General features: G+C 70.6%; 20 protein-coding genes and 2 pseudogenes. 9 read left to right on the top strand and 13 right to left on the bottom strand.

From position 1 onward, the window contains the following. Position 1: 1 nt before the first annotated feature. A complete protein-coding gene (locus ACZ6MZ_RS19435) occupies positions 2 to 880 on the bottom strand; it encodes a Cgl0159 family (beta/alpha)8-fold protein (RefSeq protein ID WP_469353346.1) in 879 nt (292 codons plus the stop codon). Continuing rightward, a complete protein-coding gene (iolC, locus tag ACZ6MZ_RS19430) occupies positions 880 to 1995 on the bottom strand; it encodes a 5-dehydro-2-deoxygluconokinase (RefSeq protein ID WP_469353208.1) in 1116 nt (371 codons plus the stop codon). Before iolC ends, ACZ6MZ_RS19435 begins: the two co-directional genes overlap by 1 nt. Positions 1996 to 2123: 128 nt before the next feature. Between iolC and ACZ6MZ_RS19425 the strand changes: the two genes are divergently transcribed. Together ACZ6MZ_RS19425 and ACZ6MZ_RS19420 are read left to right on the top strand one after the other, a co-directional pair. Then, positions 2124 to 3035 (top strand): sugar phosphate isomerase/epimerase family protein, encoded by a 912-nt coding sequence (locus ACZ6MZ_RS19425; protein WP_469353206.1) that lies wholly within the window; start codon positions 2124 to 2126, stop codon positions 3033 to 3035. A gap of 270 nt (positions 3036 to 3305) precedes the next feature. Further along, entirely contained in the window at positions 3306 to 3503 is a 198-nt protein-coding gene (locus tag ACZ6MZ_RS19420) for a helix-turn-helix transcriptional regulator (protein WP_384191829.1), read from the top strand. 127 nt (positions 3504 to 3630) lie between these two features. Here ACZ6MZ_RS19420 and ACZ6MZ_RS19415 read toward each other — a convergent pair whose 3' ends face one another. Then, entirely contained in the window at positions 3631 to 5874 is a 2244-nt protein-coding gene (locus ACZ6MZ_RS19415; protein WP_469353204.1) for an MMPL family transporter, read from the bottom strand. A 144-nt stretch (positions 5875 to 6018) separates the two neighbouring features. On the opposite strand from ACZ6MZ_RS19415, the gene ACZ6MZ_RS19410 reads away from it, so the two are divergent. After that, on the top strand, positions 6019 to 6747 hold the full coding sequence (locus ACZ6MZ_RS19410) for a TetR family transcriptional regulator (RefSeq protein WP_389790492.1): 729 nt from the start codon (positions 6019 to 6021) through the stop codon (positions 6745 to 6747). A gap of 148 nt (positions 6748 to 6895) precedes the next feature. Then, the gene (locus ACZ6MZ_RS19405) at positions 6896 to 7207 is read left to right on the top strand and encodes a heavy-metal-associated domain-containing protein (protein WP_389790491.1); all 312 of its coding nucleotides are present in this window, start codon (positions 6896 to 6898) and stop codon (positions 7205 to 7207) included. Between the two features lie 502 nt (positions 7208 to 7709). On the opposite strand, the gene ACZ6MZ_RS19400 is transcribed toward ACZ6MZ_RS19405, so the two are convergent. The 3 genes and pseudogenes from ACZ6MZ_RS19400 to ACZ6MZ_RS19390 form a co-directional block, all read right to left on the bottom strand. Continuing rightward, positions 7710 to 9008, bottom strand: coding sequence for a citrate synthase (locus ACZ6MZ_RS19400; RefSeq protein WP_469353202.1), 1299 nt, complete (start codon positions 9006 to 9008; stop codon positions 7710 to 7712). Between the two features lie 247 nt (positions 9009 to 9255). Further along, positions 9256 to 11463, bottom strand: a complete 2208-nt coding sequence (gene recD2, locus ACZ6MZ_RS19395; protein WP_389790490.1) for an SF1B family DNA helicase RecD2 — start codon at positions 11461 to 11463, stop codon at positions 9256 to 9258. A 301-nt stretch (positions 11464 to 11764) separates the two neighbouring features. Then, a pseudogene (locus ACZ6MZ_RS19390) lies at positions 11765 to 12013 on the bottom strand (MFS transporter); the annotation flags it as partial. Here ACZ6MZ_RS19390 and ACZ6MZ_RS19385 point away from each other — a divergent pair. After that, a pseudogene (locus tag ACZ6MZ_RS19385) lies at positions 12001 to 12249 on the top strand (helix-turn-helix domain-containing protein); the annotation flags it as partial. The pseudogenes ACZ6MZ_RS19390 and ACZ6MZ_RS19385 sit on opposite strands and share 13 nt — an antisense overlap. Before the next feature lie 24 nt (positions 12250 to 12273). Here ACZ6MZ_RS19385 and ACZ6MZ_RS19380 read toward each other — a convergent pair. From ACZ6MZ_RS19380 to ACZ6MZ_RS19370, 3 genes are read right to left on the bottom strand one after another with little or no spacing between them, the layout of a single operon-like run. Next, positions 12274 to 13065, bottom strand: a complete 792-nt coding sequence (locus ACZ6MZ_RS19380) for a sugar phosphate isomerase/epimerase family protein (protein WP_469353343.1) — start codon at positions 13063 to 13065, stop codon at positions 12274 to 12276. 44 nt (positions 13066 to 13109) lie between these two features. After that, the gene (locus tag ACZ6MZ_RS19375) at positions 13110 to 14270 is read right to left on the bottom strand and encodes a dihydrodipicolinate synthase family protein (RefSeq protein ID WP_469353200.1); all 1161 of its coding nucleotides are present in this window, start codon (positions 14268 to 14270) and stop codon (positions 13110 to 13112) included. Then, positions 14267 to 15418, bottom strand: coding sequence for a Gfo/Idh/MocA family protein (locus ACZ6MZ_RS19370; protein WP_469353199.1), 1152 nt, complete (start codon positions 15416 to 15418; stop codon positions 14267 to 14269). Before ACZ6MZ_RS19370 ends, ACZ6MZ_RS19375 begins: the two co-directional genes overlap by 4 nt. Positions 15419 to 15583: 165 nt before the next feature. On the opposite strand from ACZ6MZ_RS19370, the gene ACZ6MZ_RS19365 reads away from it, so the two are divergent. From ACZ6MZ_RS19365 to ACZ6MZ_RS19355, 3 genes are all read left to right on the top strand, one after another. Then, positions 15584 to 16648, top strand: a complete 1065-nt coding sequence (locus ACZ6MZ_RS19365) for a LacI family DNA-binding transcriptional regulator (RefSeq protein ID WP_469353197.1) — start codon at positions 15584 to 15586, stop codon at positions 16646 to 16648. Positions 16649 to 16718: 70 nt separating this feature from the next. Then, complete coding sequence (locus ACZ6MZ_RS19360; protein WP_469353196.1) at positions 16719 to 17732, top strand: bifunctional helix-turn-helix transcriptional regulator/GNAT family N-acetyltransferase; 1014 nt, start codon at positions 16719 to 16721, stop codon at positions 17730 to 17732. After that, complete coding sequence (locus ACZ6MZ_RS19355) at positions 17729 to 18520, top strand: sugar phosphate isomerase/epimerase family protein (RefSeq protein WP_386877601.1); 792 nt, start codon at positions 17729 to 17731, stop codon at positions 18518 to 18520. Before ACZ6MZ_RS19360 ends, ACZ6MZ_RS19355 begins: the two co-directional genes overlap by 4 nt. A gap of 77 nt (positions 18521 to 18597) precedes the next feature. On the opposite strand, the gene ACZ6MZ_RS19350 is transcribed toward ACZ6MZ_RS19355, so the two are convergent. Together ACZ6MZ_RS19350 and ACZ6MZ_RS19345 are read right to left on the bottom strand one after the other, a co-directional pair. Beyond that, positions 18598 to 19152 (bottom strand): hypothetical protein, encoded by a 555-nt coding sequence (locus ACZ6MZ_RS19350; protein WP_469353193.1) that lies wholly within the window; start codon positions 19150 to 19152, stop codon positions 18598 to 18600. A gap of 15 nt (positions 19153 to 19167) precedes the next feature. Further along, the gene (locus ACZ6MZ_RS19345; RefSeq protein WP_469353191.1) at positions 19168 to 19935 is read right to left on the bottom strand and encodes a DJ-1/PfpI family protein; all 768 of its coding nucleotides are present in this window, start codon (positions 19933 to 19935) and stop codon (positions 19168 to 19170) included. Positions 19936 to 20160: 225 nt separating this feature from the next. Here ACZ6MZ_RS19345 and ACZ6MZ_RS19340 point away from each other — a divergent pair, with 225 nt between their 5' ends. Further along, positions 20161 to 21189 carry a GlxA family transcriptional regulator gene (locus ACZ6MZ_RS19340; RefSeq protein WP_469353341.1) on the top strand — a complete coding sequence of 343 codons (1029 nt, stop codon included), beginning with the start codon at positions 20161 to 20163 and terminating at the stop codon, positions 21187 to 21189. Positions 21190 to 21238: 49 nt separating this feature from the next. On the opposite strand, the gene ACZ6MZ_RS19335 is transcribed toward ACZ6MZ_RS19340, so the two are convergent. Then, positions 21239 to 22681: a S28 family serine protease gene (locus ACZ6MZ_RS19335; protein WP_469353189.1), complete on the bottom strand. Its 1443-nt coding sequence runs from the start codon at positions 22679 to 22681 to the stop codon at positions 21239 to 21241. A 73-nt stretch (positions 22682 to 22754) separates the two neighbouring features. Then, a complete protein-coding gene (locus tag ACZ6MZ_RS19330; protein WP_469353187.1) occupies positions 22755 to 23120 on the bottom strand; it encodes a hypothetical protein in 366 nt (121 codons plus the stop codon). Positions 23121 to 23144 lie beyond the last annotated feature (24 nt).

Here is a 23144-nt window from a genome sequence, read left to right as displayed (position 1 = left end):
TCTACAGCAGACCCACGGCGGTATCGACGGCCCCCGCCACATCGCCGTCGACCGGATAGAGCAGCGAGCGGCCCACCACCAGGCCCTGGACGGTGGGCAGTTGCAGCGCCTTGCGCCATTTCTCGTACGCGCCCTCCTGGTCACCGCCGATCTCGCCGCCCAGCAGGACGGCCGGCAGCGTCGAGGTCTCCATCACCCTGGCCATATCGTCGGGGTCCTGGGTAACGGGAACCTTCAGCCAGGTGTACGCCGAGGTACCGGCCAGCCCCGAGGCGATGGCGATCGAGCGGGTCACGGCTTCCGCGCTCAGATCCGTACGGAGCCGTCCCTCGTCGCGGTGGCATATGAACGGCTCGACGAAGACCGGGAGCCGGTGCTCGGCCATGGCGTCGATGGCGCGGGCGGCGGAGTACAGGGTGTCGAGGGAGCCCGGGTCCTCGTAGTCGATACGGAGCAGCAGCTTGCCGGCGTCGAAGCCGCGGCGGGCGAGGTCCTCGGGGCGGAGTCCGGTGAAGCGGTCGTCGAGTTCGAAGGCGGCGCCCGCCAGTCCGCCGCGGTTCATCGAGCCCATGACGACGCGGTCCTCCAGGGCGCCGAGGAGCAGCAGGTCGTCGAGGATGTCGGCGGTGGCCAGGACGCCGTCCACGCCGGGGCGCGAGAGGGCCAGACAGAGCCGCTTCAGCAGATCGAGGCGGTTGGCCATGGCGAGTCGGCGGTCCCCGACGGCGAGGGCGCCGCGGGCCGGATGGTCGGCGGCGATGATCATCAGCCGTCCGGTGGACCTCAGCAGGGGCCTGCGGACGCGGCGCGCGGCGGCCTCGGCGATGGCCTCGGGGTGGTGCGCGCGCAGCCGGACCAGCTCGGACACATCGACGGGGATCACGAGACGGCCCCGGCGGGCGGCACGGGAGCGGGCGAGGCGGGGTCCTGCGCGGGGAAGGAGCCGCCCGCGAGGACCTGGCCGACCTCGGTGTCGTACGGCATCGCGGAGGAGCAGGCGAGGCGTCCCGCGACGATGGCGCCCGCGGCGTTGGCGTACCGCATGACGCGCTCCAGGTCCCAGCCGGCGAGCAGTCCGTGACAGAGGGCGCCGCCGAACGCGTCCCCGGCGCCGAGGCCGTTGACGACCTCGACGGGCACGGGCGGCACTTCGGCCCGGGTGCCGTCGCGATGGACGGCGAGCACGCCCTTGGGGCCTTGTTTGACCACGGCCAGTTCGACGCCGGCGGCGAGCAGGGCCCGCGCGGCGGCCTCGGGCTCACGCTCCCCGACGGCCACCTCGCACTCGTCGAGATTGCCGACGGCGACGGTGGCCTGGCGCAGGGCGCGCGCGTACAGCTCGCGCGGGTCGTCGGTGGACGGAGGAGAGCCGGTGGACGGGGTGGCGGTGGCGGGGGTGGCGGCGGACGGGGCATGGGTGGCAGGGGCGTCGATGGCGGGGGTGTCGGTGGCGGTGCCGTAGGGCGTCGGCCAGAACATCGGCCGCCAGTCGAGGTCGAAGACGGTGATTCCGGAGCGGCCGCGCGCCTCCAGCGCCGTCAGCGTCGCCGAGCGGCTGGGCTCCGCGCAGAGGCCCGTACCGGTCATCCAGAAGATCCGGGCCGACCGGATCGCGTCCAGGTCCAGTTCGTGTCCGTGGATCTCCAGGTCGGGTGCCTTCGGAAGCCGGTAGAAGTAGAGCGGGAAGTCGTCCGGCGGGAAGATCTCGCAGAAGGTGACCGGGGTCGGATAGCGCTCGACCGCCGTCACCCAGCGGTCGTCGACCTCGAACTCGCGCAGCGCCTGGTGAAGATAGTCGCCGAAGGCATCCCGGCCGGTACGGGTGATGACCGCGGCGCGGCGGCCCAGCCTGGCCGCCGCCACCGCGACATTGGTCGCGGAGCCGCCGAGGAACTTCCCGAAGGCGTCGACCTGTGCCAGCGGAACCCCGGTCCGCAGCGGATAGAGGTCCACTCCGATCCGGCCCATGGTGATCACGTCGTACGGCGCAGGCATACATGTCCCCCTTCGGTTCGACGGCCATGCCCAGGTTTAATGCTCCTCCTGGAGCCCTGTCAACGTTTTGTCCTGACATTCGGACGAAGTCTTGACACTCTTTCCCGGCGGCCGGAAAGCTGACCGGTATGAGCTCTTCCGTACCCACACTGAACCGCATCCGGGTCGGGTCGGCCCCTGACTCCTGGGGGGTGTGGTTTCCCGACGACCCGCGACAGGTCCCTTGGCGGCGCTTCCTCGACGAGGTCACCGAGGCCGGCTACGAGTGGATCGAACTCGGCCCCTACGGCTACCTCCCGACCGATCCCGAACGGCTGGCCGAGGAGACCGCGCGGCGCGGGCTGAAGGTCTCGGCCGGGACCGTCTTCACCGGGCTGCACCACGGGCCCGCCGTCTGGGAGAAGACCTGGGCGCATGTCGCGGACATCGCCGCCCTCACGCGGGCGATGGGCGCGGACCATCTGGTCGTCATCCCGTCCTTCTGGCGCGACGACAAGACCGGCGAGGTGCTGGAGGACCGCACGCTCACCGCCGCCCAGTGGCGCGATCTGACCGCCCAGACCGAGCGGCTGGGCCGGGAGGTGCGGGACCGTTACGGACTGCGGATCGTCGTACACCCGCACGCCGACACGCATATCGACAGCGAGGAGAACGTCAGCCGCTTCCTCGACGCCACCGACCCGGCGCTGGTCTCGCTCTGCCTGGACACCGGGCACTACGCCTACTGCGGCGGCGACAGCGTCCAGCTGATCGAGACCTACGGCGAACGGATCGGCTATCTCCATCTCAAGCAGGTGGACCCGGAGATCCTCGCCGAGGTCGTCGCGGCCGAGGTGCCGTTCGGACCGGCCGTCGCGCGCGGGGTGATGTGCGAGCCGCCGGCCGGGGTGCCCGCGCTGGAACCGGTCCTGGCGGCGGCGCAGCGGCTGGACGTCGATCTCTTCGCCATCGTCGAGCAGGACATGTACCCGTGTCCCCCCGACAAGCCGTTCCCGATCGCCACGCGCACCCGTCGTTTCCTGCGGAGCTGCGGAGCCTGACGCGCGGGCCGTTCGACCAGGTGGGTGCGGCCAGAACCGGCCCGACTTGATGTACATGCGTCACATGTGCCGCTTGTGTCACAGAGATCCCTCTACTGTCACACATGTCTTTATTACGCGGGTCTTCCGTCACGGGGAGGCGACAACCCCGCTCTCTCCATCACTCTCCGTCGCCCGACGGGCACAGGCTGGGTGATCACCAGCGCTTTGCCGCAGCTCCCTCGACGGCCCACCGGCCGCTCCTGCGGCGGGCGCAGGGAGGTGCTACTGATGACGGACAAAAGGCTCTGGTCGTACAAGGAGATCGCCGCGCACATCCGGGTGCAGCCGGACACCGTCCGCTCGTACCGCAAGCACGGTCTGCTCCCACCCCCGGACCATGTGGAGAACGGCAAGCCCTACTGGTACGCGGACACCGTCCGCGCGTGGGTGGCCAAGCGCCCCGGCAACAGAGGCAACAGAGGCTGATCGCCGGGCGATGAAGGGAAGTTGACGCAGGGACCATGAGCGGGGCCCCGTACCGATCCGGGTACGGGGCCCCGCCGTGTTTACCGTGTTCGGCCGTGCCCGCCGTGCCCGTCGTGCTTGCCGACCGTCAGACGCCCACCGTGTCCCGGTCCCGGGCAGGGGGCTCCGCGTGGCCAGCGGCGGCCGGCTTCGACTCGCCCTCGCTCAGCCCGAACCGTTCGTGGAAGCGGCGCAGCGGAGCCGGGGCCCACCAGGTCGCCTTCCCCGTCAGCTTCATCACCGCGGGGACCAGCAGACTGCGCACCACCATCGCGTCCATGATCACGGCGAGCGCGATACCGAGGCCCAGCATCTTGGTGTTGGTCACCCGCGAGGTGCCGATGCCCACCATGACCACCGCCAGGATCACGGCGGCGGCGGTGATCAGCCCTCCCGTGCGCCGCAGACCGAATGCCACCGCCTGCTCATGGTCACCGCCGCGGTCGTACTCCTCCTTGATCCGGGAGAGCAGAAAGACGCCGTAGTCCATGGAGAGCCCGAAGGCGACACAGAACATCAGGACCGGCAGGGTCGTCTCGATATCGCCGGTGGCCGTGAAGGAGAGCAGTCCGGAGAGATGGCCGTCCTGGAAGACCCAGACCACCGCACCGAACATCGCCGTGAGACTCAGCGCGTTGAGCACGACCGCCTGGACCGGTATCAGCACGCTCCCGGTGAGCAGGAAGACCAGCAGCAGGGTCACCACCACAATGATGGCCGCCGCCCAGGGCAGCCGGTCCGCGATGGAGTCCTTGGAGTCGACCAGCACGGCTGCGGCGCCGGTCACCGACGTGTCGAACGAGGCCGGTTCCGCGCGGATCTCCCGGACGACCCGCTGGGCGTCCTCTCCGACCGCCTCTCCCTTGGCCAGCACGGTGAAGTAGGCGTGCTCTCCGGAGGTGACAGGGCCGTCGACCCTCAGCACCCCGGGAAGGCCGGATATCCGGCTGCGGTAGTCGGCGTACTCGGCGGGCGTGGCGGCAGTCTCCGCGAACACCTCGAGGCCGCCGCTGGGGCTGCCGGGGAAGCTGTCCCGTATGTTCTCCTGGACCACGCGGGACTCAGCGCTCGACGGCAGCTGGCGGTGGTCGGCCGTGCCGAACTGGGCCCCCAGGAACGGCAGCCCGAGCAGCACGAGCCCGGCTGTCGTGGCGAACGCGAAGAGCGGGGCCCGGCGCATTACCAGCGCCGCCGTCCGCCCCCAGCCGGCCCCCTGCTCCGCGGACGCGCCGGCCGCCGTGGACCGGTCCGCCCCACCGGACGTACGCCGCCGGCGCAGCAGGCGCCGCAGGTCCAGCGCGTTGACCCGGTGGCCCAGCAGCATCAGCGCGGCCGGCAGCAGAATCAGTGCGGCGGCCGCGGCCAGCAGCACCACCGCGATCCCGGCATAGGCGAAGGACCGCAGGAAGTACTGCGGGAAGACCAGCATCGCGGCCAGCGACACCGCCACGGTCAGCGCGGAGAACAGCACCGTCCGCCCGGCGGTGCGCAGCGTGACTCCCACGGCGTCCCGCACCTCGGCGCCTTCGGCCAGCTCCTCGCGGAATCTGCGCACGATGAACAGGGCGTAGTCGACGGCCAGTCCGAGCCCGAGCGCCGTGGTGAGGTTCTGCGCGAAGACCGAGACATCGGTGAGCTCGGTGATCCCGCGCAACACGGCGTTGGTCCCCAGGATGGCGACGATCCCTAGGCCCAGGGGCAGCAGGGCGGCGACCGCACTGCCGAACACCATCACCAGCAGCACCAGCGTCACCGGCAGGGCGATCAGCTCGGCCCGCAGCAGGTCCTCCTGGATGATGCTCTGCATCTCGTGCCGCACGGCGATGGGCCCGCCGACCGAGACCTCCACCGGCCCCTGGGCTCCGCGGAATTCGGGCGCTATCCGGTCCAGGACCTCGGCGGCGGTCTTCTCGTCGCCCTCGATCCTCGCCGCGATCAGCGCCTCGCGTCCGTCCTCGGCGCGCAGCGCGGGCGCCTTCGTCTGCCAGTACGACCCGACGCCCGTGACCCCCTTCTCGGCCATGAGCCGGTCGCTGAGCCGCCCGGCCTCGGCGGCCACGGCCGGGTCGTCCACGCTCAGCCGCCCGCTGTCGACGAGCAGCAGCAGATTCGGCTGGGAGGCGGGGAACTCCCGCTCCAGGGCCTTCGTCGCATACGTCGACTCGGCGTCCGGATCCTCCCAGCCACCGCTGCCCATGCGGTCGGCGACACCGCTCCCCGCGAACACGGCGAGCGCCGTGATCACCAGTGCGACCAGCAGAGAAAGCCTCGGGCGCGCGGTGACGAACCGGGTCCATCCCCCGACGCGCGGTCCAGTATTGACTTCGGACATGGTGCGGTGTCCCCTTCACCGAGACCCGTGGCATGGGTCGGCCATCGCCATAGAATGGCAAACGCGAGTCATCGCTCGCATAACTCAAGAATGCGAGCGACCTCTCGCATTTGTCAACCGATCCAGGAAAGCCGGGGGATTCATATGCCGGACGCGAAGCGCGACAGCGGCGAGGTCACGGAGAGCGGCACCCCGGTCTCCGCCCCCGCCCCGGCGCCGGCGGCGCCGAAGCCGCGCCGCCGCCAGGCCCGCGGCGAGCGCCGCATCGCCCAGCTCCTCGAAGCGGCGGCCCATGTCTTCTGCACCACCGGCTACACCGGCGCGAGCACCAACTCCATCGCCAAGGAGGCCGGCGTCTCCCCCGGCACGCTCTACCAGTTCTTCCCGAACAAGGAGGCCATCGCCGTCGAGCTGGGCGACCAGCTCCTGCGGCGCTGGCGCGACACCTACGGCCAGGCATTCCTGCCGACCCATCTCGCACTGCCGCTGGACCAGCTGCTGGACGCCGTCCTCGACCCGCTGATCGAGTTCAACTGCGAGAATCCGGCCTTCGCCGTCCTGATGCACGGCTCCGAGATCCCCGGCCAGGTCACCCAGGAGCATGACGCCCTGTACTCCTCCATGCTCACCCGCGTGGAGGACATACTCGGCAGCTACCTCCCCGCGGCGCCGCAGGCCGATCTCACCCGGATCGCCAGCACGGTCTTCACCGTGTTCAAGGCCGGCCTGGACCTCATCCTCACCCGCGAGGGCGCCGAGCAGGCCGCGTACACCGCCGAGCTGAAGACCGTCATCTACCGCTATCTGCAGCCCCTCGTCGGGGACACGGAACGGTGCGCCGACCACACCGGCGCGGACAGTCCGGCCGGCTGAGCGACGCGCGGCCCGGGACGCGCGGCCCGGGACGTTCTTTTCATACCCCCTAGGGGTATAATCTGAAGCTGTCAGGCGGTCGCGGCGTCCTCGCGACCCCTGGCGCATCGTGGATTCTTATGCCGAAGCGCCCGAAGAGGAGAACGCCATGACCACCGAGACGAAGACCCAGCCCGCCGAGGCCACCGGCTCCTGCTGCTCACCCACCGGCTCCTGCCACGATGGCGCGAGCGACGTCCAGGTGGGCCAGGTCACCACCGTCTACCAGGTCACCGGCATGACCTGTGGGCACTGCGAGGGCGCCGTCTCCAGCGAGATCTCCGGGATCGAGGGCGTCACCTCGGTACAGGCCGTGGCCGCCACCGGACAGGTGACCGTCGTCTCCCGGGCCCCGCTGGACGAGACCGCCGTACGCGCCGCCGTCGACGAGGCGGGGTACGAACTGACCGGCCAGGCCTGACCGAGCCGATCCGCAGCGGTCCGGGCGATCCCGAGGCAGGTCAGAGGCGGTCCGGCGGCCGTTACCAATTCTTTGCGCCCGCGGTCCTTCACATGAGCCACAAGTCCTTCACAAAGAGATCTAGATCACATAGATTGAGGGGTAACCATCCGGGCAGCTCGCGTGTCTAAGAGGACGATGCCAGAGAACGTCTTGGGGGACGTTCATGAGATGTCTTGGGGGACATCTCAGGCAAGCGATTGGCCGGGGCACGTGCACCGGGGAGCTTTGAGCGGCCCTCCCGTACGTACCCCGGTCAGACCGCGCGAGGAGCTTCTGCTGGTAACGGCAGGTGCCCGCCCAGACGCCCGGCCCGGATCCCGTGGGGGGAATCCGCTCCGGGGATATGGAAAGCGCCCCGTTCGTCAACCCGTGGGGGGATTGGCGGCGGGGCGCTTTTCGGCTCTGTACGGGCGTTGTGCGAGCCGTACAAGCAGTCCTGCGGGCGCGGATGCGCGAAGGGTCAGCGGGACTCGACCGGGACGAAGTCGCGCAGGACCTCGCCGGTGTAGATCTGGCGCGGACGGCCGATGCGGGAACCGGGCTCCTTGATCATCTCGTGCCACTGCGCGATCCAGCCGGGCAGCCGGCCGATGGCGAACAGCACGGTGAACATCTCGGTCGGGAAGCCCATGGCCCGGTAGATCAGACCGGTGTAGAAGTCCACGTTCGGGTAGAGCTTGCGCTCGACGAAGTAGTCGTCGGCCAGCGCGTGCTCTTCGAGCTTGAGCGCGATGTCGAGCAGCTCGTCGGACTTGCCGAGCGCCGAGAGGACGTCGTGCGCCGCCGCCTTGATGATCTTCGCCCGGGGGTCGAAGTTCTTGTAGACGCGGTGCCCGAAGCCCATGAGCTTCACGCCGTCTTCCTTGTTCTTCACCTTGCGGATGAAGGTGTCGACATCGCCGCTGGAGGCCTGGATGCCTTCGAGCATCTCCAGCACCGACTGGTTGGCGCCACCGTGCAGCGGGCCCCACAGGGCGCTGATGCCGGCGGAGATCGAGGCGAACATGTTCGCCTGCGAGGAGCCGACCAGACGCACGGTGGAGGTCGAGCAGTTCTGCTCGTGGTCCGCGTGCAGGATCAGCAGCTTGTCGAGCGCGGAGACCACGACCGGGTCCGGCACGTACTCCTGCGCCGGCACCGAGAAGGTCATGCGCAGGAAGTTCTCGACGTACCCGAGGTCGTTGCGCGGGTAGACGAAGGGGTGGCCGATCGACTTCTTGTAGGCGTACGCCGCGATCGTCGGCAGCTTGGCGAGCAGCCGGATCGTGGAGAGATGGCGCTGCTTCTCGTCGAACGGGTTGTGGCTGTCCTGGTAGAACGTGGACAGCGCGCTCACCACGGAGGACAGCATCGCCATCGGGTGCGCGTCGCGCGGGAAGCCGTCATAGAAGCGCTTGACGTCCTCGTGCAGCAGCGTGTGCTGCGTGATCTCGTTCTTGAACGAGGCGAGTTCGTCGACCGTCGGCAGCTCGCCGTTGATCAGCAGATACGCCACCTCGACAAAGCTGGACCGCTCGGCCAGCTGTTCGATCGGATAGCCGCGGTAGCGCAGGATGCCCTGCTCGCCGTCGAGGTAGGTGATCGCGGACTTGTAGGCGGCGGTATTGCCGTAGCCACTGTCCAGGGTCACCAGACCGGTCTGAGAACGGAGCTTCCCGATGTCGAAGCCCGTATCGCCGACGGTGCTGTCGATCACCGGGTAGGTGTACTCGCCGTCGCCGTACCGCAGTACTACCGCGTTGTCGCGTTTCTCGCTCACGTCATCCCTCACCGACGTAGTGCCTCTTCTTCGAGGTGCCCTGACTGTCTCTACCATCCCCCATTTGGCTCAGGAGAGTGCACTCGGGGTCGGCCATTAGGCCGATTCGCGGCACTCAGTGCCGCCAACCTGCTCATCCTGCCCCCTTCGCCCCGGTTAAGAAAGTCCCCGGCGCCGTTTCGCGGCCGTCCCCGGGTCCAGCACCGCGCTCCCCCGCGCCCTCATCCGCCGCCCTCACCTGTCACCCTCACCCTCCGGATGTGAGCCGGTGGTCGACGGCGGTGAAGCGTCTGCCGGCGGAAACCGTACGGACCGCCTGGCCTATGGCCTTGCGGGAGCCGACCAGCACCACAAGCTTCTTGGCGCGCGTGACGGCCGTGTACAGCAGATTCCGCTGGAGCATCATCCAGGCACCGGTGGTGACCGGAATGACCACGGCCGGATACTCACTGCCCTGGGAGCGGTGGATGGTCACGGCGTACGCGTGCGCCAGCTCGTCCAGCTCGTCGAAGTCGTACGGCACTTCTTCGTCCTCGTCCGTCAGCACCGTCAGCCGTTGGTCGTCCAGGTTGAGCGAGGTGACCACCCCGACCGTGCCGTTGAAGACTCCATTCTCCCCCTTCTCGTAGTTGTTGCGGATCTGGGTGACCTTGTCCCCCACCCGGAAGACCCGGCCGCCGAGCCGCTTCTCGGGAAGCTCGGGCCTGGCGGGCGTGATGGCCTCCTGGAGCAGGCCGTTCAGCGCGCCCGCGCCCGCCGGGCCGCGGTGCATCGGTGCCAGGACCTGCACGTCCCGCCGCGGGTCCAGACCGAATCTGGCGGGAATCCGCCGGGCCGCGACATCGACCGTGACCCGGCCGGCGTCCTCCGTCTCCTCCTCGACGAAGAGAAAGAAGTCGGCGAGGCCCTGCGTAATGGGCTGCACCCCGGAGTTGATGCGGTGGGCGTTGGTGACCACACCCGACTGCTGGGCCTGCCGGAAGATCCGGGTGAGCCGGACCCTCGGCACGGGACCGCCCTCGGCGAGCAGATCACGCAGCACCTCGCCCGCCCCGACCGAGGGGAGCTGGTCCACATCCCCCACCAGCAGCAGATGCGCGCCCGGCGCGACCGCCTTCACCAGCTTGTTGGCCAGCAGCAGATCCAGCATCGACGCCTCGTCCACCACCACCAGATCGGCGTCCAGCGGCCGGTCCCGGTCGTACGCCGCGTCCCCGCCCGGTCTCAGCTCCAGCAGCCGGTGCACGGTGGACGCCTCGGCGCCGGTCAGCTCGGCGAGCCGCTTGGCCGCCCGCCCGGTGGGGGCCGCCAGCACCACCTTGGCCTTCTTGGCCCGCGCCAGCTCCACGATCGAGCGGACCGTGAAGGACTTTCCACAGCCGGGGCCGCCGGTCAGGACGGCGACCTTCTCGGTGAGCGCGAGCCGGACCGCCTGCTGCTGCTCGGGGGCCAGCTCGGCGCCCGTACGCCCGGCCAGCCAGGTCAGCGCCTTGTCCCAGGCCACGTCCCGGAAGGCCGGCATCCGGTCCTCCCCCGTGCGCAGCAGCCGCAGGAGCTGGGCGGAGAGGGACAGCTCGGCGCGGTGGAAGGGCACCAGATAGACCGCGGTGACCGGCTCGCCGCCGTCCGGTCCTGGCACCTTCTCCCGGACGACCCCTTCGTCGTCGCCGGCCAACTCGGCGAGGCACTCGATGACCAGCCCCGTGTCGACCTGGAGCAGCTTCACGGCGTCCGCGATGAGCTGCTCCTCGGGCAGGTAGCAATGGCCCTGGTCGGTGGACTGGGACAGGGCGTACTGGATTCCCGCCTTGACCCGCTCAGGGCTGTCGTGCGGGATGCCGACGGCCTGGGCGATGCGGTCGGCGGTGAGAAAGCCGATGCCCCAGACGTCGGCCGCCAGGCGGTACGGCTCGTTCCTGACGACCGAGATCGAGGCGTCCCCGTACTTCTTGTAGATGCGGACGGCGATGGAGGTGGAGACGCCCACGCCCTGCAGGAAGACCATGACCTCCTTGATGGCCTTCTGCTCCTCCCAGGCGGCGGCGATGAGCTTCGTCCGCTTGGGGCCGAGGCCCGGGACCTCGACCAGTCTCTTGGGCTCCTCCTCGATGACGTCGAGGGTGTCGAGGCCGAAGTGCTCGACGATCCGGTCGGCGATCCTGGGGCCGATGCCCTTGATCAGTCCGGAGCCGAGATAGCGGCGGATGCCCTGGATCGTGGCCGGCAGGACCGTGGTGTAGTTCTCCACCGTGAACTGCTTGCCGTACTGGGGGTGCGAGGCCCAGCGGCCCTCCATGCGCAGTGACTCGCCCGGCTGCGCGCCGAGCAACGAGCCGACCACGGTGAGGAGATCGGCGCCGCGGCCGGTGTCAACCCGGGCGACCGTGTAGCCGTTCTCCTCGTTGGCGTACGTGATCCGCTCGAGAACGGCTTCGAGCACTGCTGGATTGGACATGCCCCGACGCTACCGCCGGGCTCGGACATCACGGCGCCCCTGTGGACAACTCCGGCTTCGCGCTGAGCCCGACGCCACTTTCGCCGACCCACCGACGGCGCACCACCGACGCACCGACGGCGCCGTCGGAAAGCCGTCGGCGGTGCGCCGGAAACGACATAGGGGCCCGGTCCGATGGACCGGGCCCCGCGCGCTCCCCCCTCCAGCAGAGCCTTCCGAATCCCCCCGGATCGTTCCCCCGAAGGCCCTGGTGACGTATACGACTCGCGTCACCGCGGAAGGGTTGCACGCTTCCGCTGAGTTATTTTCTCGCGGCCCCGGACGGACGCCCCCGGACGACCAGAGCCATCAGCGCGGCCGTCGCGCAGAGCGCGCCGGAGGCCACCCAGACCGGGTCGTACGTCCCGAAGGTGTCCCGTACGGCGCCGCCCAGACCGGCCATCAACCCGGCGCCCAGCTGGTGGCCGGCGTTGACCCAGCCGAAGACGATCGCGCCGTCCGCGCCGTGGAACTCCCGGCAGAGCGCGATCACCGGCGGCACGGTCGCCACGTCCAGCAGCGCGCCGCTTCCGTGAGGAGGTCGGGCTCTCCCCCAATGGCTGATCCGCTGGCGCGTCGAGCGTGCCTGCCAGCTGCTGGAGGAGAGCGACCTTCCGGTCGACCGGGTGGCGGCCAACGCGGGTTTCGCTGCGGCACCACCTCCAGGCGGCCACGGGGGTGACGCCGACCGCGTACCGCAGGACGTTCCGCGGCCCCGCCCCCGGTGCCGGGGCCGCTCAGCCGTAAGTCGTACGAGCGGCCCCCGGCCTCCTAGAGCGCGTGCCTCACATACCGTTCCGCGACCTCCGCGAGCAGTTCCACGCCGTCCCTCGCCCACAGTTCGTCGTTGAACAGCTCCACCTCGATCGGGCCCGGGTAGCCCGCCGCGTCCACCCGTTCCCGCCAGGCACGCAGGTCGATCGCGCCGTCCCCGAGCTGGCCCCGGCCGTTCAGTACCCCGGCCGGCAGGGGTGTCGTCCAGTCGGCCAGCTGGAAGGAGAAGATCCTTCCGGCCGCGCGGGCCGCGGCGGCGGGCGCGCGGTCGTCCCACCAGATGTGGTACGTGTCGACGACCACCCCGACCTGCTCGGCGGGGAAGCGTTCCGCCAGTTCGAGGGCCTGGTCGAGGGTGGAGACCACACAGCGGTCCGCCGCGAACATCGGGTGCAGCGGCTCGATCGCCAGGCGTACGCCCCGCTCCGCCGCGTACGGCGCGAGGTCGGCCAGCGCGTCGGCGACGCGTTCGCGTGCGGCGTGCAGATCCCGGCTGCCCGGCGGGAGTCCGCCGGACACCAGAACCAGGGTGTCCGTGCCCAGCGCCGCCGCCTCGTCGATCGCCGCGCGGTTGTCGGCCAGTGCCTCGGCCCGCGCGCCGGGGTCGACGGCGGTGAGGAAGCCGCCGCGGCAGAGCGTGGTGACGGCGAGCCCGGCGTCCCGTACGAGCTTGGCCGCGGCCTCTACTCCGTACGCCTGGACGGGTTCGCGCCACAGGCCCACGCCCCGGACCCCGAGACGTACGCAGGCCTCGGTCAGCTCGGGCAGGGTCAGCTGCTTGACCGTCATCTGGTTGATGCTGAAGCGCGCCAGATCGGTCGCGGATCGGTCGGTCACTGGTCGACTCCGTACACGCTGAGCAGGGATGCCATCCGGGCCTCGGCCACCGCCGGGTCGGGGAACAGACCGAGGCCGTCGGCCAGTTCGTACGCCTTCGCCAGATGCGGCAGTGAGCGGGCCGACTGGAGCCCGCCGACCATCGTGAAGTGGTCCTGGTGACCGGCCAGCCAGGCGAGGAGGACCACGCCTGTCTTGTAGAAGCGGGTGGGCGCCTGGAAGAGATGGCGGGAGAGTTCGACGGTGGGGTCGAGCAGTTCCCTGAAGCCCTTCACATCACCGGTGTCCAGGACGCGTACGGCGTTCGCCGCCGACGGCCCCAGCGGGTCGAAGATGCCGAGCAGCGCGTGGCTGAAGCCCTGTTCGTCGCCCGCGATCAGCTCGGGGTAGTTGAAGTCGTCGCCGGTGTAGCAGCGCACGCCGTCCGGCAGCCGGCGGCGCAGCTCGATCTCGCGCCGGGCGTCGAGCAGGGAGACCTTGATCCCGTCGACCTTGTCCGGGTGTGCGGAGATGACCTGGAGGAAGGTCTCGGTGGCCGCGTCGAGATCCGTACTGCCCCAGTAGCCGTCCAGCGCGGGGTCGAACATCGGGCCGAGCCAGTGCAGCACGACCGGTCCCGCTGCCTGCCGCAGGAGGTGGCCGTAGACGCCGAGGTAGTCGTCGGGGGTCGTGGCGGCCGCCACGAGGGCGCGGGAGGCCATCAGGATGGCCTGCGAGCCGGTCTCCTCGACGAGCGCCAGCTGTTCTTCATAGGCCGCGCGGACCTCGGCCAGGGAGTGCGTGCCCGCCGCGAGTTGGTCGGTGCCCACCCCGCACGCGATCCGTCCGCCGACCGCTTTCGCCTCGGCGCCGGAGCGGCGGATCAGCTCGGCCGCGCCCGCCCAGTCCAGGCCCATGCCACGCTGCGCGGTGTCCATGGCCTCCGCGACGCCGAGGCCGTGCGACCACAGGTGCCGGCGGAAGGCGAGGGTGGCGTCCCAGTCGACGGCGGCCGGCGCGTCGGGGCTGGTGTCGGCGTACGGGTCGGCGACGACATGGGCGGCGGAGAAGACCGTACGGGAGACCAGGGGAGGTCCTCCCTCGCCGAAGCCGACGGGCTCGGAGCGGGGCGTGTACGGACGCACTCCGCCGCCCGGGGAAGGGAGCCGGAGCGTCACAGCGTCAGCTCCGGTACGTCGAAGCGGCGGCCCTCCGCCGAGGACCGCAGACCCAGCTCGGCCAGCTGCACACCGCGCGCGCCCGCGAGCAGATCCCACTGGTACGGCTCGTCCAGCGCGACATGGCGCAGGAACAGCTCCCACTGCGCCTTGAAGCCGTTCTCGAACTCGGTGTTGTCCGGCACCTCCTGCCACTGGTCGCGGAAGGACTCGGTGGCGGGCAGATCGGGGTTCCAGACCGGCTTGGGCGTGGCGCTGCGGTGCTGCACCCGGCAGCGGCGCAGGCCCGCGACGGCCGAGCCGTGCGTGCCGTCGACCTGGAATTCGACCAGCTCGTCGCGGTTGACCCGGACCGTCCAGGAGGAGTTGATCTGGGCGACCGTGCCGCCGGCCAGCTCGAAGATGCCGTACGCGGCGTCGTCCGCGGTCGCGGCGTACGGCTTGCCCTGCTCGTCCCAGCGCTGCGGGACGTGGGTGGTGATGTGCGCCTGGACGCTGGTGACCCGCCCGAACAGCTCGTGCAGGACGTACTCCCAGTGCGGGAACATGTCGACGGTGATGCCGCCGCCGTCCTCGGCGCGGTAGTTCCAGGAGGGGCGCTGCGGCTCCTGCCAGTCGCCCTCGAAGACCCAGTAGCCGAACTCTCCCCGTACGGAGAGGATCTCGCCGAAGAAGCCGCCGTCGATGAGGCGCTTCAGCTTCAGCAGGCCCGGCAGGAAGATCTTGTCCTGGACGACGCCGTGCTTGATCCCGGCGCTCGTGGCGAGGCGGGCCAGGTCGAGGGCGCCGTCGAGATCGGTCGCGGTCGGCTTCTCCGTGTAGATGTGCTTGCCGGCGGCGATGGCCTTCTTGATGGCTTCGACGCGGGCGGAGGTCACCTGGGCGTCGAAGTAGATGTCGACCGTGTCGTCCGCCAGCACGGCGTCGAGGTCGGTCGACCACTCGGTGAGGTCGTGCCGTTCCGCGATCGACCTGAGGGCGTGGTCGCGGCGGCCGACGAGAACGGGCTCGGGCCACAGCACCTCGCCGTCCCCGAGATCCAGTCCGCCCTGTTCGCGGATCGCGAGGACGGAACGCAGCAGATGCTGCCGGTACCCCATCCGCCCCGTGACGCCGTTCATGGCGATCCGCACTGTCCTGCGTGTCACGAAGTTCCCTCCATACAGCCGTAGCAAGCGCTTTCTATGCGGTATGAAGCTAGCCTGCGAACAGCGGCCCGGACAAGAGCCCCGGACAAGAGCCCGGACAAGAGCAGGGGCCGCGATCCCGCGATCTCCCTCGCAGATCCCCCTCGTACTCCTCGGAGGAAAGCGATGACAGTCACCCTGGCGGATGTGGCGGCCCGCGCCCGGGTGTCACCCGCCACCGTCTCCCGCGTGCTGAACGGCAACTACCCGGTCGCCACCTCCACCCGGGAACGTGTGCTGCGGGCGGTGGACGAGCTGGACTACGTACTGAACGGGCCCGCCAGCTCACTCGCCGCTGCCACCTCGGATCTGGTCGGCATCCTTGTCAACGACATCGCGGACCCGTTCTTCGGGATCATGGCCGGGGCGGCGCAGACCGAGATCGGCGGGCAGGAGGGCAGCGGCCGGGCGGGCGGCGAGAAGCTCGCCGTCGTCTGCAACACGGGCGGCTCGCCCGAGCGGGAGCTGACCTACCTCACCCTGCTCCAGCGCCAGCGGGCGGCGGCGGTCGTGCTGACCGGCGGGGCGCTCGAAGACCCGGCCCATATCGCCGCGATGGGCGCCAAGCTGGCGAAACTCGCGGACGCGGGAACCCGGGTGGTGCTGTGCGGGCGTCCGCCGCTGCCGGACAGTGAGGCGATCGTGGCCGCGCTGGCCTTCGACAACCGCGGTGGGGCGCGGCGGCTGACGGAGCATCTGCTCGCGCTCGGACACCGCGGGATCGGCTATGTCGCGGGGCCGGTGGAGCGGACGACGACCCGGCACCGGCTGGAGGGGCACCGGGCGGCGCTGAAGGCCGCCGGGCTGTCCAAGGGCCAGGAGCTGCTGACGGTGCACGGCCCGTACACCCGCCGCTCCGGGTACGAGGCGACGCTGGAGCTGCTGCGCCGCGCGCCGGATCTGACGGCCGTGGTCGCCGCCAACGACACGGTGGCGCTGGGGGCCTGCGCCGCGGTACGCGACCAGGGGCTGCGCATTCCGCAGGACATCTCGGTGGCGGGCTTCGACGATCTGCCGTTCTCGGTGGACGCGGTGCCGGCGCTGACGACCGTACGGCTGCCGCTGTACGAGGCGGGGGCGCGGGCGGGCCGGCTGGCGATGGGCACGGAGGCGCCGCCGCCGGGCGGGATCGCCACGATCGCGGCGGAACTGATGGCGCGGGCGTCGACGGCGCCGCCGCGGGCGGATTGACCCTTGCCCGATGTCAGTACCCCGACGTACCGTTGACTCAGTCAAAGGAAAGCCCGGGGGGTGGGTCGTCATGGCTGTTCAGGAAATCCGTGCGTTCAACCGCTTCTACACGAATCTCATCGGGGCGCTCGACTACAGCAAGCACCTCTACACGCCGTACACCCTGACCGAGTCGCGGGTGCTGTACGAACTGGCCCACGCGCCGCGCACCGACGCCGCCGATCTGCGGGTCGAGCTGTCCCTCGACGCCGGATATCTGAGCAGGCTGCTGACCAGGTTCGAGCGTGACGGACTGGTCGGCCGCGCGCCGTCGGAGCGGGATGCGCGACGCCAGCGGATAACGCTCACGCCGCTCGGCCGCGAGGCGGCCGCGCTGCTCGACGAGCGGTCGCGGGAGGCCGTGGGCTCGCTGCTCGCCGGGGTCGAGCCGGAGCGGCAGCCGCAGCTCACGGACGCGATGCGGACGGTCAGGGAGATCCTCGGCGCCGGGCGTCCCGGGACGGCGCACCGCGACGGGCCCGTCCTGCGCGATCCCGTCCCCGGCGAGCTGGGCTGGATCGTGCAGCGCCACGGCGCCGTGTACGCGGCGGAGTACGGGTGGAACAGCGAGTTCGAGGGGCTGGTGGCCCGGATCGTCGCGGACTTCGCCCAGCGCCACGACCCCCGGCTGGAGCGGGTCTGGATAGCCGAGCTGGACGGCAGACCGGTGGGCACGGTGATGTGTGTGCGGGACGCCGAGGGGGACGCGGGGGGCGCAGAAGGGACGGCGGGGGACGACGGAGGGACGGCGGGGGGCGTACGGGACGGGGCGCCGGGTACGGCCCGGCTGCGGCTGCTGCTGGTCGAGCCCGGGGCCCGGGGGCACGGCCTCGGGGAGCGGCTGATCGGCGAGGTGGTGGATTTCGCGCGCGAGGCGGGGTACCGGGAACTGGTGTTGTGGACCAACGACGTCCTCGCCGCCGCCCGCACCCTCTACCTACGCACCGGATTCACCCTCGTCGCAGAAAAGCCGCACCGCTCCTACGGAGCGGACCTGGTCGGCCAGGACTGGCGGCTCCCCCTTCAGGAAGGATCAGCCATATGAAGTTCGCCTTCTCGACCCTCGGAGTGCCGGGCATGCCCATCTCCGAGGTGGTCACACTCGCCTCCGCGACGGGCTACCAGGGGGTGGAGCTGCGCGCCCACCCGGAGGAGCCCGTACACCCCGGGATCAATACGGCCGAACGGGCCGAGGTGGTCGACGACTTCAAGCGCGCCGGCATCGAGCTCCTGACGGTCGCCGGGTACGCGCGCGTGGCGAGCGCGGAGGTGGACGAGGACGAGCTGCGGCAGGAGCTGGACGGACTGCTCTGGCTGGCCCGGGATCTGGGCGCGTCGTTCGTCCGTGTCTTCCCTGGCGGCGGCGACCAGGACCCGGCCGACGCCGACGCGACGGCGGCGCGACGGCTGGGCGCGGCGGCGGAGCTCGCGGCGGACTTCGGCGTACGGATCCTGCTGGAGACGCACGACTCGCACCGCACGGGCGCGGACGCGGCCCGGGTGCTGGGCCCGGTGGGGCACCCGCAGGTGGGAGCGCTGTGGGATGTGATGCACACCTGGCTGGGCGGCGAGGACCCGGCGACCAGCCACGCGGTGCTCGCCCCGCAGCTCGGCTACGTCCAGGTGAAGGACATCGCCTCGGCGCAGGACACGACCCCGCTGGCGCTGGGGGCGGGGGTGCTGCCGCTGGGCGAGTGCCTGGCGCTGCTCGACGACGACAGCTGGGTCTGCTGGGAGTACGAGAAGCGCTGGTACCCGCAGGCGGACGAACTGCCGGGGCTGCTGGAGGCGGGACGGGGCTATCTGGAGGGGCTGATCGCGAGGGGCCGCTGAGGAGAACGGCGAACCCCCGGTGCGGTGGGGGCGCGAGCCAGTGGGGCACGACCGGTGTCCGAACCGGGGGCGGCGGGTCAGGCGCCGGTCGTCGAGCCCGGGCGCACGATCATCAGGACGGTGACGGTGGCCCAGAGGATGTTGAAGAGGCCGGTGTACATGGCGAGTTGAGCCGTCGCCGCACGCTCCACCGCGCTCGGCACCGCGCCGGACGCCGCGGCCGCGCCCGCGGTCTCGATCAGGGCGTTCTGGCGTGGCAGGACCAGCGCCGCCAGTATCGCCGCCGCTGCCGCTGTCAGGGCGATGGAGACGATCAGCCAGGGGTCGCCCAGGACCCCCATGTTGCTCGCCGTGGCGAAGCCGAAGACCGGGACCGATACGCCGACCACGGCGTAGACCCGGCAGATGCGATGCAGGAGACCGACGCTCGCCCAGGCGCCCGCGCCCGCGTCGACGTCTGCGCCCGCGTCGACGTCTGCGCCCGCGTCGGCGTCCGCGCCCGCGTCGGCGTGCTCCGGCGCGGCGGCGGAGGCGCGGCGGACCGCCGCCGGGAACATGCTGGCCGCCACCGTCACCGGGCCGATGGCGATGATGGCCGCGATGACATGAACGGCGAGAAGGAACTTCGTCATGGCAGTAGCCGCCCGTCAGACGTGGGACGCCGGCGCCAGGCCGGTGTGGTGCCAGACGGTTCCCCTGCGTTCGTGCGCGAAGAGCCGTTCGATGCCGAGCGCGATACGGGGGCCGAGCTCGCGCTCCAGCAGATACAGGCCCAGATCCAGCCCCGATGTGACGCCCGCGCCGGTGACCAGGTTGCCGTCGTCGACCACGCGCGCGTCCACCGCGACGGCCCCGGCAGCGGTCAGTCCGTCCAGCCCCAGGTGGTGGGTGGTGGCGTGCCGGCCGGCCAGCAGCCCGGCCATCGCGAGGATCATGGACCCGCCACAGACGGTGGACACGGTCAGCCCGGGCCTCGCGCAGGCCTCCTTCAGCAGCGACGGCAGCCCCGTCTCCAACGTGCGGGCGAGGATGGCCGGAATGGTGTCGGAGGAAGCGGGGTCGCGCAAGGCCGAGTCGACACCGAAGGCCGAGTCGACGCCCAAGGCTGAGTCGACGCCCAAGGCTGAGTCGACACCGGTGCTCGCGCCGTCACCGGTGCCCGCGCCGTCCCATGCGCCCAGCCGCCCCGACGCTCCCGGCACCACGATCAGGTCCGCCCTGGCCGGGTCCAGCACCCCCGTGGCCCGTAGCGACAGCGGACCCGTGCCGCTGGGCACGTCGCGTGCTCCCTCGGCCGAGACCAGTTCGACGGTGAGCGCTCCGTCCGTCAGCACACCGCCGGCGAACAGCACCTCGTACGGGGCGACAACGTCCAGCGGGTCGAAGCCGTCGAACAACACGATCTGGGCGAGCACGCGGCACCAGTCCTTCACTGCGCGGGGGGCGAGTGCGCCCGGTCGGGGCGCCGGACCCGACGCTAGTAAGCCCCTGAGGCCCGGAGCAGTGGCTGAACTGCCACACCCCAACGGATTCCCGCCACCCGGCTCCCCATCGCTCCGACCTGCACGGTCGAACCCGCCCACGACTTCACGCGCACCCGCTCCCCCTGGCGGAAATCCGTGGACCGCTACCTTGTCGCCATGCACACCCTCGCCGTCCTCGCCCTCGACGGAGTCATCCCCTTCGACCTCTCCACCCCCATCGAGGTGTTCTCCCGCACCCGTCTCCCCGACGGCCGCACCCCCTACCGGGTCCGGATCTGCGCCCCGACCGAGGAGGTCGACGCCGGGGCGTTCGTCCTGCGGGCGCCCTGGGGTCTTGAGGCGCTCGCCGAGGCCGACACGATCGTGCTCCCCGGCCTCGCGGATCCGGCCGTCCCCGTCCCTGCCGATGTCCTCGACGCGCTGCGCCGGGCCGCCGCCGACGGCACCCGTATCGCCTCGATCTGCTCCGGAGCCTTCACCTTCGCCGCCACGGGCCTGCTGGACGGCCTGCGGGCCACCACGCACTGGGTCGCCGCCCAGGCGCTGGCCGAGATGTACCCGGCCGTCGAGGTGGACCCCGATGTGCTCTACGTGGACAACGGACAGTTCCTGACCTCCGCCGGAGCCGCCGCCGGGCTCGATCTCTGTCTGCACATGATCCGGCGCGATCATGGCTCCGCGGTGGCCGCCGACGCGGCCCGGCTGTCCGTGATGCCGCTCGAACGCGAGGGCGGACAGGCCCAGTTCATCGTCCATCAGCAGCCGCCCGCGCCCCGAGGGTCACTCATGGAGCCCCTGCTGCGCTGGCTGGAGGACAACGCCGCCCGCGATCTGACGCTGGACGACATCGCGGGACGCGCCGGCATGAGCACCCGTACCCTCAACCGCCGCTTCCGCGAGCAGACCGGCACCACACCCCTCCAGTGGCTGCACCGGGCCCGGATCCGCCAGGCGCAGCATCTGCTGGAGACCACCGCGCACCCCGTCGAGCGGATCGCCGCGCGGGTCGGTTTCGGCTCCCCCACCGCTTTCCGCGACCGCTTCAAGCGGCTCGTGGGGACCAGCCCGCACGCCTACCGGCACGCGTTCCGGGGGAAGTCGGCGGCGGTGACGGACCCCGTCCCGCGCGTACACGCGCGCGCCCAAGACCCTCCACACGCCGTGGGCCGGTCCCGCCGTTCATGAACGGCGGGACCGGCCCACGGTGCCTGTCAGAGCGGTATGGCTGAGGACATTACGGCCTCAGCGCCTGCTCCCGCTCCACCTTCTTCTGGTCGAGCTCGGCGTCGAACTTCGCCAGCGGCTTCGCCTTCGCCGCGTCCTGCTGGACGGCGGCCGGGGCGACGCCCGCCCAGGCCAGGATCCGGGCCGTGGCCTTCGCCGACTGCTCCGGGGTCAGACCCGCGACATTGGCGCCGTGGTTGGCGCCCGGCGCGACGTACACATAGCTGTCGCGCGCGCCGTGGCCGAGCCGGAAGGGCTCCGCACCCCACGGGTCGTTCTGCCCGTACACGAACAGCATCTGGTTCGCGTTCTCACGGACCCAGCTGTCGACGTCCGGCATCTTCGAGGGGTTGAACGTCATGGGGATGGCACGCGGCACGAAGTTCCGCGGCGGCTGGTAGCCGTAGCGGCTCAGGTTGCCCAGGTGCGGCTGCTTGATGTCGGGAGAGCCCAGCTCGGTGCCCGCCTGGTAGTAGTACGGGGTGTAGGTCTCCAGGCCCTGGTCCGTGTAGGCCGAGAAGCCGGAGATCGCGTCGACCGTGTCGTAGATCTCCTGGTCGGTGGCGGTGGCCGCCACCGGGAGGAACTCGCAGTCCGACACCAGGCTGTACTGCCAGAACGCCCAGACGAAGTCCATCACCACGGCCTCGTACGCCTTGTCGAGCGTGCCGACCGTCGTGAAGGTCGCGCCGTTGGCGTCGGCCCACTCCTGGTACGTCTTCTCCAGCGGCTCGCGCCGGATCAACGCCTCGCGCTGCACACCGTTGAGCTTGTCGCGGCACTCCTTGGTGCCGACGCGCTCGAAGAACCGGTCGTAGGCCGAGTCTTCCTTGTTCACCACGTCGTTGGGGGCGACGTACGCGACGACGCCGTCCATGTCACGCGGGTAGAAACGCTCGAAGTACGTGGCGGTCATGCCGCCCTTCGAACCGCCCGTGGAGAGCCACTTCTTGGCGTAGATCTTCTTCAGCGCGGTGAAGATCCGGTGCTGGTCGCTGGCCGCCTGCCAGATGTCCAGCTTCGACCAGTCGGCCGGGTCGGGACGCGACGGGTTGAAGAAGCGGTACTCCATCGAGACCTGGTTGCCGTCGATGATCCGGGTCGGCTCACTGCGGCTCGGGTTGGTGGAGACGTTGTAGCCGCCCGTGAAGAAGACCGTGGGCCGGCTGGTGTCCTTGTGCAGCAGCGTGATGCGCTGCTGGAAGGTGCCCTTCGACGGATGCCGGTGATCGACCGGCTGCGTGTAGTTGAGGACGAAGTAGCGGTATCCCTCGTACGGCTTCTCCTGGATCAGGCTCATCCCGGGGATCGCGAGGATACGGTCCTTGATGTCGGTGGTCCCGGTCGCGGTCTTGTGGTCCGCACTCCGGTCGGCGGCGGTGGCCGCACCGGCTGTGGCTACGGTGCCTATGACCAGCACGAGCGACAACAGCCATCTAAGCGCCTTGCGCATTCACACTCCCTGCGTTCATGACAGACGCCGTGAACCTAGCGGGGCAACACCCGCACCGCCAGACCCGGTTCCGTCAGCAGAGAATCCAACCGGTCGACACCGTCTCTCCGGAGAGGGTGCCGGAGGCCCGTACACAGCGGTTGAGGGCATGGACCGTGACCGGGCCCGCCTGCCCCGTGAAGGTTCGCCCGTCCACCACCGGATGCCCGCCGCGCGGCTGGAGGCTGACGGACATGGCACGCCACGCCCCGGGAATCCTGACGACGGTGAGCGCGCAGGCGTAGTCGCGGGTCTTGTAGATCCGCAGCTCGCCGGCGGCCAGGCTCACCGTCTTCTGCGGACGTCCGGAGCAGACGGACGCCGCCTCCGCCCTCGGCGCGGCGGGACCGGTCAGGATGAGGGCGCCCGCGGTGGTCAGCACCGCGAGACCGTGCAGCACCGTTCTTCCGACGCCGGTACCGGT

Source organism: Streptomyces sp. NPDC042201 (assembly GCF_055582185.1).
Note: the sequence above shows the minus strand (reverse complement) of the source record. Positions and strands in the feature narration are given on the sequence as shown.